The sequence below is a fragment of the Flavonifractor sp. An112 genome (assembly GCF_002161085.1).
GTDB classification, from domain to species: Bacteria; Bacillota; Clostridia; order Oscillospirales; family Oscillospiraceae; genus Flavonifractor; species Flavonifractor avicola.
Genome location: NZ_NFLU01000008.1, coordinates 101,275 through 118,891 on the forward strand (window position 1 = coordinate 101,275; position 17,617 = coordinate 118,891).

General features: G+C 62.3%; 18 protein-coding genes. All 18 read right to left on the reverse strand.

The features are described from left to right. Positions 1 to 158 precede the first annotated feature (158 nt). Entirely contained in the window at positions 159 to 1,370 is a 1,212-nt protein-coding gene (locus tag B5E56_RS08800) for an FprA family A-type flavoprotein (protein WP_087389392.1), read from the reverse strand. Positions 1,371 to 1,389: 19 nt separating this feature from the next. Further along, positions 1,390 to 3,300 carry an acyl-CoA dehydrogenase family protein gene (locus tag B5E56_RS08805; RefSeq protein ID WP_087389393.1) on the reverse strand — a complete coding sequence of 637 codons (1,911 nt, stop codon included), beginning with the start codon at positions 3,298 to 3,300 and terminating at the stop codon, positions 1,390 to 1,392. Between the two features lie 189 nt (positions 3,301 to 3,489). Beyond that, positions 3,490 to 3,786: an ArsR/SmtB family transcription factor gene (locus B5E56_RS08810; protein WP_242958868.1), complete on the reverse strand. Its 297-nt coding sequence runs from the start codon at positions 3,784 to 3,786 to the stop codon at positions 3,490 to 3,492. Positions 3,787 to 3,790: 4 nt separating this feature from the next. After that, positions 3,791 to 4,411, reverse strand: coding sequence for a 4Fe-4S binding protein (locus B5E56_RS08815; protein WP_087389394.1), 621 nt, complete (start codon positions 4,409 to 4,411; stop codon positions 3,791 to 3,793). Next, the gene (locus tag B5E56_RS08820; RefSeq protein WP_087187941.1) at positions 4,408 to 4,611 is read right to left on the reverse strand and encodes a 4Fe-4S binding protein; all 204 of its coding nucleotides are present in this window, start codon (positions 4,609 to 4,611) and stop codon (positions 4,408 to 4,410) included. The genes B5E56_RS08815 and B5E56_RS08820 overlap by 4 nt, the downstream gene beginning before the upstream one ends. Positions 4,612 to 4,745: 134 nt before the next feature. After that, a complete protein-coding gene (locus tag B5E56_RS08825) occupies positions 4,746 to 6,272 on the reverse strand; it encodes a DUF3794 and LysM peptidoglycan-binding domain-containing protein (RefSeq protein WP_087389395.1) in 1,527 nt (508 codons plus the stop codon). A 74-nt stretch (positions 6,273 to 6,346) separates the two neighbouring features. Then, positions 6,347 to 6,448, reverse strand: a complete 102-nt coding sequence (spoVM, locus tag B5E56_RS14435; RefSeq protein ID WP_140399822.1) for a stage V sporulation protein SpoVM — start codon at positions 6,446 to 6,448, stop codon at positions 6,347 to 6,349. Between the two features lie 3 nt (positions 6,449 to 6,451). Further along, on the reverse strand, positions 6,452 to 6,616 hold the full coding sequence (locus tag B5E56_RS14625) for a hypothetical protein (RefSeq protein ID WP_158098701.1): 165 nt from the start codon (positions 6,614 to 6,616) through the stop codon (positions 6,452 to 6,454). 124 nt (positions 6,617 to 6,740) lie between these two features. Continuing rightward, on the reverse strand, positions 6,741 to 7,388 hold the full coding sequence (locus tag B5E56_RS08830) for a thiamine diphosphokinase (RefSeq protein WP_087389396.1): 648 nt from the start codon (positions 7,386 to 7,388) through the stop codon (positions 6,741 to 6,743). Then, positions 7,373 to 8,254: a ribosome small subunit-dependent GTPase A gene (gene rsgA / locus B5E56_RS08835; RefSeq protein WP_087389397.1), complete on the reverse strand. Its 882-nt coding sequence runs from the start codon at positions 8,252 to 8,254 to the stop codon at positions 7,373 to 7,375. The genes B5E56_RS08830 and rsgA overlap by 16 nt, the downstream gene beginning before the upstream one ends. Before the next feature lies 1 nt (position 8,255). After that, the gene (gene pknB / locus B5E56_RS08840) at positions 8,256 to 10,379 is read right to left on the reverse strand and encodes a Stk1 family PASTA domain-containing Ser/Thr kinase (RefSeq protein ID WP_087389398.1); all 2,124 of its coding nucleotides are present in this window, start codon (positions 10,377 to 10,379) and stop codon (positions 8,256 to 8,258) included. A 17-nt stretch (positions 10,380 to 10,396) separates the two neighbouring features. Then, a complete protein-coding gene (locus B5E56_RS08845; RefSeq protein WP_087187936.1) occupies positions 10,397 to 11,128 on the reverse strand; it encodes a Stp1/IreP family PP2C-type Ser/Thr phosphatase in 732 nt (243 codons plus the stop codon). Between the two features lie 85 nt (positions 11,129 to 11,213). Beyond that, positions 11,214 to 12,242 (reverse strand): 23S rRNA (adenine(2503)-C(2))-methyltransferase RlmN, encoded by a 1,029-nt coding sequence (gene rlmN, locus B5E56_RS08850; protein WP_087389399.1) that lies wholly within the window; start codon positions 12,240 to 12,242, stop codon positions 11,214 to 11,216. Between the two features lies 1 nt (position 12,243). Beyond that, entirely contained in the window at positions 12,244 to 14,214 is a 1,971-nt protein-coding gene (rsmB, locus tag B5E56_RS08855; protein WP_087389400.1) for a 16S rRNA (cytosine(967)-C(5))-methyltransferase RsmB, read from the reverse strand. Positions 14,215 to 14,217: 3 nt separating this feature from the next. Beyond that, entirely contained in the window at positions 14,218 to 14,916 is a 699-nt protein-coding gene (locus B5E56_RS08860) for a zinc metallopeptidase (RefSeq protein WP_087187933.1), read from the reverse strand. A 12-nt stretch (positions 14,917 to 14,928) separates the two neighbouring features. Continuing rightward, on the reverse strand, positions 14,929 to 16,176 hold the full coding sequence (locus B5E56_RS08865) for a glycosyltransferase family 39 protein (RefSeq protein WP_087389401.1): 1,248 nt from the start codon (positions 16,174 to 16,176) through the stop codon (positions 14,929 to 14,931). Next, positions 16,173 to 17,123 carry a methionyl-tRNA formyltransferase gene (fmt, locus tag B5E56_RS08870; RefSeq protein ID WP_087389402.1) on the reverse strand — a complete coding sequence of 317 codons (951 nt, stop codon included), beginning with the start codon at positions 17,121 to 17,123 and terminating at the stop codon, positions 16,173 to 16,175. Before fmt ends, B5E56_RS08865 begins: the two co-directional genes overlap by 4 nt. Beyond that, positions 17,120 to 17,614: a peptide deformylase gene (gene def, locus B5E56_RS08875; protein ID WP_087187930.1), complete on the reverse strand. Its 495-nt coding sequence runs from the start codon at positions 17,612 to 17,614 to the stop codon at positions 17,120 to 17,122. The genes fmt and def overlap by 4 nt, the downstream gene beginning before the upstream one ends. Positions 17,615 to 17,617: the final 3 nt, after the last annotated feature.

The following is a 17,617-nucleotide window of genomic DNA, read 5'->3' on the forward strand; positions in this document are numbered from 1 at the left end:
ACCTCCCTTCTTTCCATCGGATTCCGGATGTTTCCTGTCATAAACAAATAGTTGCACAAAAGTAACGGTTTGTCAACACAGAAAATTGTAAGTATCTCCAATTCATGACAAAAAGGCGAGCGCTCCCACAAATTTTGTGGGAGCGCTCGCTTGGGTCGTTACTGCATGGATTCCACAATGGAGTCAGCCAGAGACTCCAGCTCGGCAGCCTTGTCGGCGTGGAGCGAGGAGGCGATGGACAGACGGTCATTGAGGACGGTCATGTTCTTGAGCTCCTCATCCACGAACTTCTGCATCAGATCGCCGGACTTGGGAGCCCAGGAGCCGTTCTCGATGAGGGCGAAGGTACGGTTCTGGAGGTTGAGGCCCTTCAGGTGCATGAGATAGTCGTGCATCACGGGGTAGATGCCCAGGTTGTAGGTGACGCTGGCCAGCACGATGTGGCTCAGCCGGAAGGACTCGCTGACCAGGTAGGACACATGGGTGTTGGATACGTCATACACCCACACGTTGGTGACGCCCTTCTCGCACAGCTTGGCGGCCAGGGCCTGGGCAGCGGCCTCGGTGTTACCGTACATGGAGGCGTAAGCGATCATGACGCCCTTCTCCTCCGGCTCGTAGCGGCTCCACTTGTCGTACTTGTCGATGAAGTAGCCCAGATCCTTCCTCCATACGGGACCGTGGAGGGGGCAGATGTACTTGATCTGGTCCAGAATGGTACCGGCCTTCTTGAGCAGCAGCTGGATGTGGGGGCCGTACTTGCCCACGATGTTGGTGAGGTAGCGGCGGGCGTCGTCGATCCAGTCCCGGTCGAAGTTGACCTCGTCGGCAAACAGCTTGCCATCCAGAGCCCCGAAGGAGCCGAAGGCGTCGGCGGAGAAGAGAACGCCGTTGGTGGTGTCGAAGGTAACCATGGCCTCAGGCCAGTGGACCATGGGGGCCGCCACGAAGGTGACAGTGTGCTTGCCGAAGGTCTGGGTGTCCCCCTCCTTCACCTCGATGAGCGCATGGCCGTCGATCTGGAAGCCGAACTGGCGCATGAAGAGGAAGGACTTCTCGGTGGAAATCACCTTCACCTGGGGCCAGCGCAGCAGGATCTCCTCGATGGAGGCGCCGTGGTCAGGCTCCATGTGGTTGATGACCAGGTAGTCCAGGGGCCGCTCCCCCAGCAGATGCTCCACGTTCTCCAGCAGCTGGCGGCAGGCGGACCAGTCCACGGTGTCAAAGAGGACGGTCTTTTCGTCCAGCAGCAGATAGGCGTTGTAGCTGACGCCCCGGGGAATGGGATGGATGTTTTCAAACAGGTGGAGCCGGTGGTCGTTGGCACCCACCCAGTACAGATCTTCCGTCACATTGCGGACACAATACATGATAGTCCCTCCTTCTTACTCAGGCTTCAATGAACATATCCTTGCCCTCGGCGCACTCGGGGCACACCCACTCCTCGGGCAGGTTTTCAAACAGGGTGCCGGGGGCCACTTCGGCGTCTGGGTCGCCCAGCTCGGGCACGTACTCGTAGCCGCAGCCGCCGCAAACATACCGCTTGCCGATTGGCTCGGGCTTGGGAGGCGCGGGGCGCTTCATCTTCACCATGGGAGGCGCAGGCTGCTTCTCCCCGGTGTCCAGGGCGGCGGCCAGCAGAGGCAGGATTTCGTTGACGTCGCCCACGATGCCATAGTCACAGTTCTTGAAGATGGGTGCGTTGCCGTTCTTGTTGATGGCCACGATGGTGGAGGCGTCCTTGATGCCCTTCAGGTGCTGGATGGCACCCGAGATGCCGCAGGCGATGTACAGATTGCCCTTGAACTTCTGGCCGGACATACCCACATACCGGTCCAGGGGCACATACTTCAGGGTCTCGGCCACCGGGCGGGAGGAGCCAATGGCGGCGCCGGCGGCCTTAGCCAGGTTCTCAATGAGCTTCATGTTCTTCTTGTCCCCGATGCCCTGACCGGCGGAAACCACACGCTCGGCCTGGCTGATGGGGGTATCCAGGGGGATGCCCACGGTAAAGTCGTGGCCGTCCTTCTTCAGGTGCTCCACCAGAGCGTTGACCTGATCGGCGGCGCTCCCCTCCTTCAGCAGGATGCGCTTGCGCACGCCGGTGACGGGGGCGGGCTTCTTGGGCCGGCTGGAGGAGCCGCCCTCGCTCTTGGGGGGCTTGCCCAGGATGGCGGAGGAGATGACCACCCGCTGGATCTCGTTGGTGCCCTCGTAGATGGTGGTGATCTTGGCGTCCCGGTACATCCGCTCCACGTCCATGCCCTTGAGGAAGCCGGTGCCGCCGAAGATCTGGACGGCGTCGTTGGTGACCTCCAGGGCGATGTCGGAGGCATACATCTTGGCCATGGCGGACTCGGTGCCGTAGGGCTCGTGGTGCTCCTTCAGATCGGCGGCGGAGTAGACCAGCAGCCGGGCGCAGCGGAGCTTGGTGGCCATATCGGCCAGCTTGAAGCCGATGGACTGGTTGAAGCCGATGGGCTTGCCGAACTGGACACGCTCCTTGGCGTATTCCACGGCGGCCTCATAGGCCCCCTGGGCGATACCCAGCGCCTGGGCCGCGATGCCGATGCGTCCGCCGTCCAGGGTGGACATGGCGATCTTGAAGCCCTGGCCCTCCTTGCCCAGCAGGTTCTCCTTGGGTACCTTCACATCGTTGAAGATCAGCTCAGCGGTGGAGGAGGAACGAATGCCCATCTTGTCGTAGTGGTCGCCGAAGGTGAAGCCCTCCCAGCCCTTCTCCACGATGAAGGCGGAGATGCCCCGGGTGCCGATGTCGGGGGTGGTCACAGCAAAGACCACATAAGTATCTGCCTTGGGGGCGTTGGTGATGAAGATCTTGCCGCCGTTGAGGAGCCAGTGGTCCCCCTTGTCCACGGCGGTGGTCTCAGTGCCGCCGGCATCCGAGCCGGCGTTGGGCTCGGTGAGGCCAAAGGCGCCGATCTTCTCGCCCTTTGCCAGGGGCACCAGGTACTTCTGCTTCTGCTCCTCAGTACCGTAGGCGAAGATGGGCCAGGAGCCCAGGGACACGTGGGCCGACAGGATGACGCCGGTGCCGCCGTCCACCCGGGACAGTTCCTCCACCGCGATGGCGTAGCTCAGGGCGTCCAGTTCGGCGCCGCCGTACTCCTTGGGATAGGGGATGCCCATGAGCCCCATCTCCCCCAGCTTCTTGATGGCCTCGTCGGGAAAGAGATTTTCCTTGTCCATCAGGAAGGCCTGGGGCTTCACCTCCGCCTCAGCGAAGGCCCGGATCTGAGCCCGCAGGGCCTCGTGTTGTTCCGTGGTCTTAAACAGCATGGTGTCGTCCTCCTTGTCTATATTTTTAATCAGTAATGAGAATCATTATCTTCTATGGGCATATTAACACATCCTAACAGAGTATGTCAATAGGAATTTCACCAATTTAACAAAATATTTCCCATGTGATTAACGGGGATTGAAATAAAAGGCGCGGACCGGCCTGTAGTACCGGTCCGCGCCTTCTGCTTATTGGGTACAGTATTGGTCTCTCAGCACCGCCATCAAGGCCTGAATGCGGTGATCTTTGATGGAATAGGTGACAAATTGGCCGTGCTTCTCTGCCTGGATCAGTCCCCCGTCCTTCAACTTGTGGAGATGCTGGGACAGGGCGGGAGCGGTGATGTTGGGCACGCTCTCCCCCAGCTCCCCCACCGTCTTGGGTCCGTCCAGCAGGGCGCACAGGATGAGCAGCCGGTTCTCGTTGGCCATCTGGGCCATAAGCGAAGCGATGGTTTGGGCCTTTTCCCGCAGTTGTTCGTCCATATGCTTACCTCCGGCAGCCGGAACAGGCGGCGCAGGCCCCCGCCGGGGCCTTGCCTGCCCGCAGGGTGCAGATCAGCTGGGTCATGGTGCCCATGGGGCAAAACACGCACCAGGTCCGGGGCTTAAAGAGCACCATAACGATAAGGCCGATAAGGGTGGAGGTAAGCATGATGGAGTAGAACCCGAAGGCGAACTGGGCCACCCAGGGAGCAAAGAGGGTGCCGTGATAGGCCCAGTGCCAGGGCACCTGGAAGGTCCAGAACAGCTTGACGAACTCCCCAATGTCTCTGGCTCCCGCCCCTACCAGGTAAGTGGTAAAGAGCATCTGGAAAAACATCACGAAGAAAAAGATGAGAAAGCCGTACCGGAAGGCTTTGGTCCGCATCCACCGGGGGGTGGGCTTGTTCCGGGACAGCTTCAGCCGCCCACCCAGCAGGGACAGGAACTGCCCCCGGTCGCAGTAGCGGTTGCAGTACAGCTTGCTGCCGCCGAAGATGGCGATGAGCAGTGGCAGACAGAAGAAGATCATGCCCAGCCAGGCAAAGAGGATGTTGAAGAACCCCAATCCCAGATAGATGGGGGTGACGATCCACAGATAGTCGTACCAGTGTTTTTTCTTGTTCATGCGCCCACCTCCCGGTCCCGCAGTTCAATGGTGCCCGCCGGGCACTCTTTGGCGCACTTGCCGCAGCCCACGCACTTCTCCCGGTCCACTTGGGCAGTTACGCCCCGCCAGATGGAGATGGCTGACATGGGGCACACCTTTACACAACAGCCGCAGGCCACGCAGTGCTTCCCCACAGCGGCATAACGCTTCGACGCCATAGATCGTCCTCCTAGCAATTAAGTAATTAAGCAATTACTAATATAACAGAACAACCGCCGGAATGCAAGCGGAAAAATCGGGGCGATGCGCGCTCCATCAAAAATGGCCGCCAAATGGCGGCCATTTTCTCGGCTTATCGTTTTCTTGGGATGAGCAGCAGCTGTCCGTCGGGCAGCTCCTCCTCCTCCAGGGCATTGGCCTGCATCACGTCCCGGGCGGTGGTGCCGTAGGCCTTGGCGATGTCCCACAGCCGCTCTCCCCCGCTCACCATCCGCAGCACGATGGAGGGCTGACCGGCGTGGTCAATGGGGGCATTCTCATCGAAAGACACGGCACTGACGGCGGCAGCCTTGCTGCCGGTGAGGGCCAGCCAGGCAAAGCGCACCGGGAACCGGACCTCCACGCCCCCGGAGGCGGGGGCCCCGTACACCGGAGCGGTGCAGGCGCACCGACAGGAGCACCGTGCCCCCTCGGGCAGGTCCACCGGGCAGGATACGGGGATGATGCGGGTGACAGCCGCCGTCTCCCCCGACTCGGTGCGGCAGAGCAGATGTACATTGGCCTGAACGGTGAGGGATACCCGCTCCCCCTCCCGGTTTTGGGTCACGTCTCCCATGGTCACATAGGCGTCCAGCACGTCCTGGGGCGCCACGCCGGTTTCCAGCAGCTCCCGGACGGCCACCTCCCGCTCTCCCCGGTCGGCCACCCGGCTCAGGTCCATGGTGCGGATCTCGTTGTCCAGCTGATAGAGGGTAGAGTACACGTCGGTAAGCAGGGTGAGGCTCCGCTCCTCCCGGATCACCGCCTGGGCCAGCAGGCCCATGGTTACACTGATGGTGCGGCCGTCCCCGTCGTCCAGCTCACAGCTCAGATCAGTGAGGATCAGGCCCACCTGACACATGGCCTCCTCCCCGGCGCCGCTCACCTCCATCAGCTGGGAGATGGGCAGCTCGAACTCCCCGGTGCTCAGCCCGCCGTCGGCACAGCGGTAGAGCACCTGGAGCCGGGCGGAGCCCTTGAAAATCAGCTTGCTGCCGATGACTTTGGCCTCCCCGCACTCCAGGGACACCCGCCACTTCAGCAGGGCCTCCGCCTCCGGGCGGCTGCCCGCCAGGGTAAGCTCGTCGCTGAATGGGAAGGGTTTTTCCTGTACACACACTGTCACACAGGTGTCACAGCTCTGACTGAGCTGCTCCACCCCCGCCTGCTCCGGGTCCAGCACCGAGGCGGGAGCCCAGTCGGCCACCGGTGCAAACACCTGTACGTCCACCACCAGGTCGGCCCGCACCAGCACCTTCCGGGGGTTGACCAGCCGGGCGTCCGCCCCCCGCAGCCGGGGCTGGGCCACCACCTTGCAGCCGGGGGTGATGTCGGGGGAATCGGCGGTGCAGGTGAAGGGCAGATCCACCTCCAGCCGCCGCAGACCCACCTCCCCGTCGGGCTGGCAGAGCAGCAGGGCGTGGATGGTGCCGGACAGCTCCACCCGGCCCTCCATGGCCTCCTTCCTATGGAGGCACACCACACCTTCGGTATCGCAGACCTCCAGCAGGTCCGGGCAGGCGTCGGGCACGATGCTCTCTACCGTCTCCTCCTGCGCCACGGCGGCGTCCAGCACCCCGCGAAATCCGTCCAGCGCCGTCCGTTCCAGTTCCAGTTCCATAGCGTTCCACTCCTTGTACGGGCCATTGCCCAGACTGATTGCTGCTAGGGCAATATATGTACAAGGGGGTCCGGCTATGACCGGCTTTCCGGCGCCAGGTCGGATTTTTTGATGCCGAATACCAGCCTCAGCAGGCTGCTGAGGGCTTTGGGGGACTTCACTACCACGATCTTCATACCTTATGCCTCCCTGTCAAGCCAATATCGTTTGAGCCAGCCAAAGCCCCGGCGGCCCATCCAGGCCCCGGCCACAAAGACCGCCAGAGTGCCCGGACGAAACAGCAGCACCGCGCCCGCGCCGCACAGCGCCGCCGCGGCAAGGGCCTTCTTGCCCTCCAACGTCAAAACAGCCGCCTCCCTTCACTGGTTCTGTCCCAGTATACGCGCAGGAAGGCGGTTGTGTTCATGCCTCAAAGGCGGACGATAAAACAGGGGGCGGCTTTTGCCGCCCCCTTCGGGTCCTCTTGTGTTATTCCCGCTGGCTGCGGATCACCAGCACTGCCCCCTCCTCCACAGAGATCTCCATCACCGGCCCGGAGGGCTCATTGCTGACGGTCAGGGTGTCCCCACGGGTGAGTTCCGCTCCTTCCAGAGGGTATTTGACGCCACACAAGGTAACACCCTTTACAGTCTTGTCCAGGGGGATGATGGACAGATAGTGATAGTGGGGCGTATCTTCCAGCGTAAGGCCGCCGTTTTCCAGAAAACGCACCTCGTTGTCCCCGTCGGCCATGACGGCTTTGCCGCCCCGGCGGGCGATCCACTCCAGCAGCACCAGATTGGAGGCGGTGTGGTCCAGCCTGCCGCCGGTGCAGCCGCACAGCAGCAGCTCTTTGCACCCCTGTTCCAAGGCCCAGTGGGCCGCCGCCTGGAGGTCGGTAAAGTCCTTCTCCACCGGCAGGGTGGCATAGGGCACGTCCCCGGCGGGGCCGCCGCCGGAGTCCCAGTCCCCGATGAGGTAGTCCGGTTTCAGCCCGGCGGCCAGAGCGGTTTGCAGCCCGCCGTCGGCGCAGATCACCGTCCAGTCCTTTCCCTCCAGATACGCCCCCAGAAAAGCCAGGTCGGCGCAGGGGGCTGCGCCGACGATGAGGGCCTGTTTGGTTATTTTCTCTGCCATTCCGGCACTTCCTTTGCCTGCTGGTACAGCCGCACATAGCTCTGGTGACGGCTGGCCGGGATCTCCCCCGCTTTTACCGCCGCAAGGACTGCACAGCCTTTTTCCTTTACATGGGCGCAACCGGTAAACCGGCACTGGTCCAGATAGGGAGCGAACTCCCGGAAGGTGTATTGCAGCTCCTCCGGCCGCCGCAGCTCCATCTCCTCGGTATCAAAGGAGGAGAAGCCGGGGGTGTCGGCCACGATGGCCCCGCTGTCCAGCCGGAACAACTCCACATGGCGGGTGGTGTGGCGGCCACGGCCCAGCTTGTCGGACACCTCGCCCACCCGAATATGGAAGTCGGGCTGGAGGGCGTTGAGAATGGAGGACTTGCCTACACCGGAATTGCCTGTAAAGGCAGATACCTTTCCAACAATGGCAGCGGCCAGCTGATCAATGCCCTCCCCCGTCTGGGCGCTCACCCGCAGGGTAGTGAAGCCCGCCCTGGTATAGGTGTCGTACAGGCTGTCCGCCCCGTCCAGATCGCACTTGTTGAGGACGATGATGCTCTCGCAGTCCCGCCCCTCGGCGATGGACACCACCCGGTCGATCAGAAAGGGATCGGTGACCGGGATGGCCCCGGAGGCCACCACCACCAGCTGGTCAATATTCGCCACTGCCGGGCGCTGGAACTCATTTTTCCGGGGCAGAATGGCGTCCAGGATGCCGCTCTCCCCCTCCAGGGGAGTGAACTCCACCCGGTCCCCCACCAGGGGGCTCACCTTCTGGTGGCGGAATTTGCCGCGACCCCGGCAGGCGGTGAGCCTGCCGGAGCCGTCGTCCACATAGTAGAAGCCGCTGAGGGCTTTTAAAATGATCCCTTCCATATCAGCCGAAGTCTTTGGGCTCGCTCAGGCTGAGCTGGCCGTCGAAGTAGACGCCGACGGTCTGGGTGCCGCTGCCCTTCAGGGGCACCGTCACCAGCTGCTGAACCGTATCCAGGGTCTTGCGGTACTGCTCCTGTCCGTCCACCGTGATCACCACCTCCACGCTGTCCCGATCCCGGGGCAGATTGACGGTGTAGGAGATGGTTTTCAGCTGGCTGCTGGGGGACTCGGTGGGCTGGTCGGTGGGCGGAGTGGACTCATTGGGATCGGTGCTGGGCTGGGTGGTGGGTTCGCCGGCGGAGGGGTCGGAACCCTTGCTCACCCGCAGGCGGATGGTCTGGCCCTTCTCCACCTCGGTGTTGGGATCGATGCTCTGCCAGCACACATGGCCGGCTTCCACCGAGTCGTCGTACACCTCTTCCACAGAGACCGTCAGGCCCAGCTTGTCGGCGGCATCCCGGGCTTCCTGCTCCGTCATGGTCACAAAGTTGATGACGGTGGCCGTTTCCTCGTCCGGGCCGGTGCTCACCACCAGGGTCACCTTATCCACGCCCTCCAGGCTGGCGTCGGCCTTGGGATCGGTGGAGATGACGTAATCCTTGGTCACGTCCTCGCTGGCCTCCTCCTGGATCACCAGGTTGCCCTTCTCCTCGCTGTAGCCCAGGGCGTTAAGCTCGCTGATGGCGATCCGCTTGTCCCGGTCCACCAGGTTGGGCATGACGCCCTCCTCCAGCTCGTCGGAGTCGCTGCCATTACTCAGATCCACGGTGATGGTTGCGCCCGCCTGGGCGTTACGGCCGCTCTCCGGGTCCTGAGATACGATTTGACCGGCAGGCAGACTGCTGTCCACCGTATTGCCGACCACGATATGGAAGCCAGCCTCCACCACGTCGGAGTGCTGCTCGGCCTCCTCCACGGTCATGCCAATGAGCTTGGGCACATTATACTGAGTGGAACTGCCGCCGCCCAGGCCATTGAAGAAGGAGAACCACAGGAACACACCCATGCCCACCAGGAACAGAGCCACCGCACCGATGGCCAGGAAGATGGGCAGACGGCTGTTGGCACCCCGGACCTCCTCATAGTCATCCTCGTACCGCTTATTTTTGGTACGGCTGCGGGGGTCCTCCTCCCGCCGGGGACCTCTGGACCGGGTCCAGGTATCCTCCTCATAGCGGTCGGCGTGGGCGGGCTGGGTCCGCACATTGCTGGGGGTATTGGCCCCCAGCACCTGGGTAGGCTCATCCCCTTCGGTGACCAGCAGATCCGCCGGGGTATAGTCAAAGTTGATGGAGGGATTCTTGCGGAACTCCTCCAGGTCGGCCAGCATGGCGTCGGCGGAGATATACCGCTGGTTCACGTCGGAGGCCATGGCCTTCATGGTGATGGCTTCCAGAGCCTCGGGGATCTCCGGATCGATCTCTCTGGGAGACAGGGGGATGGAATTGATGTGCTGAATGGCCACTGCCACAGGGGAATCTCCCTCATAGGGCAGGCGGCCGGTGATCATCTCATAGAGCACCACGCCGGCGGAGTAGATGTCGCTGCGGGCGTCGATGTGGCTGCCCCGGGCCTGCTCGGGGGAGATATAGTGGACCGAGCCCAGGGCCTCCTGGGTCAGGGTAGCCTGTGCCGAGGAGGTGAGCCGGGCGATGCCGAAGTCGGCCACCTTCAGGGATCCGTCCCGCAGCACCATCACATTGTGGGGCTTGATGTCCCGGTGGATAATGCCCCGGCTGTGGGCGTGGGACAGGGCCTTCATGATCTGGGTGATGAAGTGAAGGGCCTCCCGCCAGGCCAGCTTGCCACCCTTCTTCTGCATATACTGCTTGAGGGTGATGCCGTCCAGCAGTTCCATGACGATATAGTCCAGTTCGGGCGTGTGGGACACGTCGTACACCGCCATGATATTGGGATGGGACAGCATGGCGACGGCCTGAGACTCATCGTGGAAGCGGCGGCGGAACTCGGCGTCGGAGGCCAGCTCCTCCTTCAGGATCTTGATGGCCACCAGCCGGTTGAGCCGGTGATCCCGGCCCTTGTACACCACGGCCATGCCGCCGATGCCGATGCGCTCCAGAATTTCATATCGGTTGTCGAGTAATTTCCCTATGTACTGATCCATAGTTCATTACCCCCTTTTCAAAGGATCTGGAAGAGGACCGCCGTCACGTTGTCCGGCGCACCTCTTGAGATGGTGATGTCCAGCAGCCGCTGGCAGCAGCCGGCGGGATCTCCCCCGTGGATGACTTCATAGAGCAGCTCCTGGTCGGAGAGAATGTTGCTCAGCCCGTCGGAGCACAGCAGCAGGTAGTCTCCGCTGACCAGCTCCCGCTCATACAGGTCGGCCCGGATGCGCTCCTCCGCGCCCAGCGCCCGGGTGATCAGGTTCTTTCGGGGATGGGTGCGGGCCTGTTCCGGGGTGATGTCTCCCCGGGCCACCATGTCCTCCACCACCGAGTGGTCTCGGGTGAGCCGGGTGATCCCCTCTTCGTTGATGTGGTAGGCCCGGCTGTCTCCGATGTTCAGCAGGTAGGCGGTGTTCTCCACCACCATCACCGCCACCATGGTGGTGCCCATACCGAAGCAGTCGGGATCGGAACTGGCCCGGCGGTATACCGCGCCGTTGGCCTCCTCCGCCGCACGGGCCAGCACCGCCGGCGGCGGGGTATCCGGCTCGCCCTGGGCGTGCTGGAGGGTATCCACGAAGGTCTCCACGGCAATGAGGCTGGCGATGTTGCCCGCCTTGGCGCCGCCCATACCGTCGCACACCACGCCTACGGCCAGGTGTTCCGACGGCACGTCTAAGTAATACCCGTCCTGATTCTGGGTACGCACCACGCCTTTATCGGTGATGCCCCACGCTTTGATCATAGTGAATCAGCCTCTTTTCCAGCCGGTCGGCCCTGCTGCCCGGGCCTGCGGCAAAACAATGGAACTGGCGTTTAGCCAGTGCAGCTTAATCATCGGTATGCAGCATGGCCTTCCTGCGGAGCTGACCACAGGAGGCGTCGATGTCCCCGCCCAGCTTGCGCCGCACCGTGGCAGTAATGCCGTGGGACTCCAGGCGCTTCTGGAACTGGGCCACCCGGCGGCTGGGCTTGAGAGGGCTCTCCGCCACATGGTTCAGGGGGATCAGGTTCACATGGCCCGGGGTGCCCTTCAGGTGACTGGCCAGCAGGTCAGCCTGCCAGTCGGAATCGTTCACCCCGTCCACCATGGCGTACTCATAGGAGATCCGCCGCCCGGTCTTTTCAAAATACCGGCGGCAGGTGTCAAAGAGCTTCTCCACGCCCACGCTTCTGTTCACCGGCATGAGCTTGCTGCGGGTCTCATCGTCGGGAGCATGGAGAGATACCGATAGGGTTAATTGTAACTGATGCTCGGCCAGTTTGTCAATTTTTTCGACCAGACCGCAGGTGGACAGAGAGATGTGGCGCATCCCGATGTTGAGTCCGTCGGGGCTGTTGACCAGGGATAGGAACCGCAGCACCGTGTCAAAGTTGTCCAGGGGTTCGCCGATGCCCATGAGCACAATATTGCTGATGGTGTGGCCGGAATCGATCTGCGTAAAGAGCACCTGGTCCAGCATCTCAGCAGGTGTCAAGTCTCTTACCTTGCCACCAAGAGTGGAGGCACAGAAGGCGCACCCCATGCGGCAGCCCACCTGAGAGGAGATACACACAGTATTCCCATGATGGTAGCGCATCAAAACGGTTTCAATGCAGTTTCCGTCGGATAAGCGCCATAAATATTTGATGGTGCCATCCAGAGCGGACACCTGCTTGCGCTCCACCTCCGGCGGACACAGGAGGCAGTCGGCCTTCAGCTTCTCCCGCAGGGCCTTGGACAGGTTGGTCATCTCATCGAAGGAGCGTACCCCCCGGTGGAGCCACTGAAAGACCTGCTTGGCCCGGAAGGCGGGCTCCCCCAGCTCTTTGAAATAGGCGGTCATCTCCGCCAGATCCATAGATTTGATGTCAGTCATGTTACTCTCCCCTGCCGGGCCTTTCCGGCGGTATCAGTCCGTATTTTCTATGGAGGAACGCAATCATCTCCTCCGCCGTAGGCTCCCGCTCCGGAGGCGTTGGCTTGACGGGGTGGGCATAAGGGGCCGTGCCCGGCTCCAGAGGACACTGGGCCCGGAAGGACCCGGTCTGGACCCACACCTGGGCAAAGCACCAGCCGTGGTCCTGCTCGTACTCCAGATTTTCCGGCAGCGCCTGAATCAGCTCCTGGAATTCCGGAACCGCCAGCAGCTTGGGGTGGTAGGCGCTCTCCCGCCACAGCTCCAGACCCAGGGCGGGAAATTCATAGGTACAGGCCAGCTCATGGTCCTCACAGTCACACACATAGCCGGTCTCTTTGGCCAGGGCCGGGATCAGGTCCTCGGCGTGGGTACCCGTCAGATCCAGGCCTCGGTACAGGACCTTGAGATCCTCGCACCGGTCCAGTCCAATGCGGCTCAGCTTTCCGTCCTCATACTCCAGCTGGAAGGTCTGGGGCGAGCCGTACCCGCCGAAGCGGTGCCACACCTCCACGGCTTGGTGCTCTTCCTCATTCAGCTTGTTCAGGGCGTCCTCCGCCTCCGCCTGGGTCATGCCCAGGGTGAAGGGACCCATGCCCTCGTTGGGCCGGACCTCATACACCCCCCGCATCCGCCGCAGCTTGGCGAAAAAAAAGCCGTCAGTGCCGTGGCGGTGGGGCCAGCAGGTCACCATGCCCTCCCTGGCGCCTTCAAAGTCGCCGGGCACCTGAAAACGCTCCAATGTAAAGTCTTTATGCTTGTCTAAAAATGCCCGCACTACGTCCTCATTCTCCCGCTCCAGCAGGGTGCAGGTGGCGTAGAGCAGCACACCGCCTGGACGGACGTAGCGGCACACATTGTCCAGAATGGCCTTCTGGACCCGGGGCAGCCCCTCCAGGGGCTTGGGGTCCTTGTAGCGGATGTCCGGCTTCTTGCGGATGATACCCAGGCCGGAGCAGGGCACGTCGGCCAATACCAGGTCAAATCCGTCAAGGAATTCTTCTTTACACTCCCTGCCGTCCAGCACTTCCGCTGTAATGCAGTCCAGGCCTAACCGCTTGGCTCCCGCCTGGATCAGGTCCATCTTATGTGGGTAGATGTCGCAGGAGACCACCTTCCCCTCGCCCCACATGGCAATGGCGGCGGCAAAGGACTTGCCGCCGGGGGCGGCGCAGGCGTCCAGTACGTCCATGCCTTCTCTGGGGTCGGCGGCCAGCACCGCCAGCTTGGCGGCGGCGTCCTGAATGTAAAAGAGGCCCTCCCGGAAGGCGGCCAGCTCCTCCAGGCTGCCGGTGTGGGACAGCAGCAGGCAGTTTGGCAGCCAGGGGTGAGGCTGGACCTCCACTCCCTCCGCCCGGAGGGAATCGGTCACTTCTTCCACCGTGGCCTTGGTGGTGTTCACCTGGGCGCAGGTGGGCGGCTCCCCGTTGTTGGCCGCCATAAGGGCGGCGGCCTCCTCCCTGCCCAGCCGGCGGGTAAAGAGGTCGGCCAGCCACTGGGGATGGCTGTACCGCACCGCCGGGTCCTCCGGCGGCTCCAGGCTGTCCTTCTGCCGCACCAGGGACCGAAGCACACCGTTCACCAGACCGGCGGACCGGGGATTCTTGGAGCCCTTCCGTGCCAGATCCACCGCCTCGCTGACGGCGGCGTGGTCGGGCACTCTGTCAAGGAATAACACTTGATAGGCCCCCAGCCGCAAGGCATTGCGGACGGCAGGCTCCATTTTTTCCAGCTTCACCGTGGACAGCTTGCCCAGGTAGTAGTCCAGCAGCAGCCTGTTCTGGAGCACACCAAAGCACAGCCGGGTGGTGAGGGCTGCGTCCCGGCTGTCCAGTCCGGCGGTACGCAGGATCTTCTTCAAAAAGCCGTCCGACCAGGCGCCCTGCTGTTCGCAGGCCACCAGGGCCCGGAGGGCCGCTTCTCTGGCAGTCATATGTCAATCCCTCCGGCGGCTGTTAAAAGCCAGGATATAGCGCAGCAGCTGGGCAATGGACACCAGCAGAGCGGCCACATAGGTCATGGCAGCAGCCCCAAGCACCTTCTTGGCCCCCCGCAGCTCCTGGTCGTCCAGCATATGGGTATCCTGCAAGGATTGGATTGCCCGGCGGGAGGCGTTGAACTCCACAGGCAGGGTGACCACCTGGAAGAAGGCGGCCACGGCAAAGAGCACCACGCCCACGGCAAACAGGGGCCTGGAATACAGGACAAAGCCCAGGATAATGAGCAGGATGGAGATCTGGGAGCTGAAGTTACATACCGGGATGATGGCCCCTCTCAGTTTGATAGGACCGTACTCCTGGGCGTACTGGACGGCGTGGCCCGCCTCATGGGCGGCCACTCCCACCGAGGCGATGCTGGTGGAACCATACACCGCATCGGACAGCCGGATGGTATTGGTCCGGGGGTCATAGTGGTCGGTAAGCTTACCGGACACCCGGGTGATGCGCACGCCGTACACCCCGTGGGCCTTCAGTACCTCCTCCGCAGCCTGAGCGCCGGTAAGGCCCCGGCGGCTGGCAATGCGGGAATAGCGGTTGAAGGTAGAGGACACGTTGATCTGGGCCAGCAGGGCAATGAGCATGGCGGGCACCAGAATAATCCAGTAATAGGTGTCAAAATAGTAGAAAAAGGGCATAATGACCTCCAGTCACATGACCTGGCCCCCCGTGAGGAACCAGAACAGATTGAGCAGGAATCCCGCCCCTATGGCGGCGGCGATGACCCCCGTCAGCTTGGGCCTCCTCTGGGTGAGGGCGGCGGCAAACAGGAAAAAGGGCAGGGCGCAGGACAGATAGCGTCCGGCGCTGAGCAGCCAGGACAAAGAATAGTTGAGCACCAGGTAGACAAAGCCGTACAGAGTGTACATACCCCGGAACTTGTTCCGGGCCCATACCAGCAGGGCAAAGAACACCGGGAAGAGCACAATGGTGGGGATCCAAATCTGGTACCGCACCAGCTCCGCAGGGTAGCTCAGGGCGTTTTGCAGCACATACCACAGGGTATCGGCAATGGGACAAAAACCCTGACTCCAGTGCTGCTGCATAACTGTAAAGGCAAATGGGTTGCCAGTTACAGACCAGTTGAGGGTCAAATAGATCAGGGTGCCCACAGCTGGCAGCAGTAGAGCTGGCAGTCTGCGGGCAATGGTTTTCCAATCAAAACGGCCCATATGCTCCACCAGCTCGGCCGCTGCCGCCCCAATGAGCAGGACGCCGTGCATCCTGGTCATGGCGGCCAACAGCCCCCATATCCCCGCCAGCCACCAGCGGTGGCGGCGGATGTACCACAGCCCTGCGGCGGTGGTAAGCAGGAACAAGCTCTCCGTCATAATGCCGCCGAAGAAGAAGGCGTAGGGATACACCGACAGAAAGAGCACCGTCCGCCGGGCGCCTCCCCTGCCCAGCTCAAAGGCGGCCAGCTTGTAGAGAAAGACACAGCCCGCCCCGTAACAGGCAAAGGAAATCAGCAGCCCCGCCGCCATAGTATTGCCCGTGATAAGGGAAATCACCCGCATCAGCCAGGGATACAGGGGGAAAAACACCAGAAACAGATTTTTCCCGTCCTCCACATAGCCGGAATAGCCCAGCTCCGCCAGATTGACGTAGTGCAGGCCGTCCCATTTCTTCCAGATCCACAGGAAGGCGTCGGGACCGGAGCCGGGATAAAGCACGAAACAGGCCACCAACCCCACCAGCAGGAAGATCAAAATACGGAATCCAAATGTAACGGCAAATGCCTTTACACATTCTCTGCTGTCAGGCATATAGCCCTTGGCTGCAAGTCCTTTGGCGGCCAGGGGCACCGGCACACCGGCCCGGCCCAGCCACCGCAGCACAAGGTACAAACCCAGGGCGGCCACCACGCCGGTGACCGCCAGGGTCCAGATCAGGTTCATTTCCCCTGCTCCGGCAGGGACAGCACGGTCCCCACCTCAATGGGATGGCCCCGCAGGTAGTCGGCAGCCTTCATGCGCTTGCCGCCGTCAGGCTGGATCTCCTCCAGCCGCAGCACGGTGCCCTCCCCGCAGGCCACCGCCAGGCCATCCTTCCCGGCGGCCAGAACAGTGCCGGGAGCAGTGTTGGTGCGCTCCTCAGAAACGACAGTTTTAAATACTTTACACCGCTTGTCTCCCAAGGTAGCCACGGCGGCGGGCCAGGGAATCAGGCCCCGGACCTGGTCGTGGAGCTGACGGGCGGTGCGGGTGAAGTCCATGGGGGACAGTTCCCGGCTCAGCATGGGGGCCAGGGTGGCCTTGTCATGGTCCTGAGGGGTGCGGGTAGCAGTACCGGCGTCAATCTGAGCCACCGTCTCCACCAGCAGCTGGGCCCCCAGCACAGCCAGCCGGTCGTGGAGGGTCACCACCGTCTCATCGGGATCGATGGGGGTGGATGCCTGAGAGATGATGTCTCCGGCGTCCAGGTCGTGGGCCATGTGCATGATGGTCACGCCGGTCTCCTTATCCCCATTGAGCACCGCCCAGTTGATGGGAGCGGCGCCCCGGTAGTTGGGCAGCAGGGACGAATGGACGTTGATGCAGCCCTTGGGAGGCGCGGCCAGAATGTCGTCGGGCAGGATGCGGCCGTAGGCGGCCACCACAATGAGCTCGGGAGCCAGCTCCTGGATCAGAGCCAGAGCGGTACCATCCCGCAGCTTGGTGGGCTGATGCACCGGGATATCGTGGGCCAGAGCGCACTCCTTCACCGGCGGAGCCTGAAGCTTCATGCCCCGGTTCTTGGGCTTGTCGGGCTGGGTGAACACCCCGCAGATCTGGTGACCCGCCTGAATCAGGGCCTCCAGAGAGGGCACCGCGAAATCGGGCGTACCCATAAAGAGGATTCTCATGCGTCGTCCTCCTCCGCCATCATCTCTTCCAACTCCTCGTTGGTGTACAGGCGGCCAGCCAGCTCGGTAAACAGATGGCCGTCCAGATGGTCCAGTTCGTGGCAGAAGCAGCGGGCCACGATCTCCTCGCCCTCCACCTCAAAGAAGTTGCCGTTGCGGTCCTGAGCCCGCACCTTGGCCTTCATGGGACGCTTCACCACGCCCCAGCGGCCGGGAACGGACAGGCAGCCCTCAAAGCCCTCCTGCTCCCCTTCCCGGGCAATGATCTCCGGGTTGACCAGCTCCAGCATCTCATCGTTGGCATCCACCACGATAACCGCCCGGCGGAGGATGCCCACCTGGGGAGCGGCCAGTCCGGCGCCGTTGGCTTTGGCCAGCGTCTCCTTCATGTCGTCCAGCAGGTCGTGGAGCTTTTCATCAAACTGGGTCACAGGACGGCAGACCTTGTGCAGGGCGGGATCGCCGTCGGTAAGAATGGTACGCAGTGCCATAAT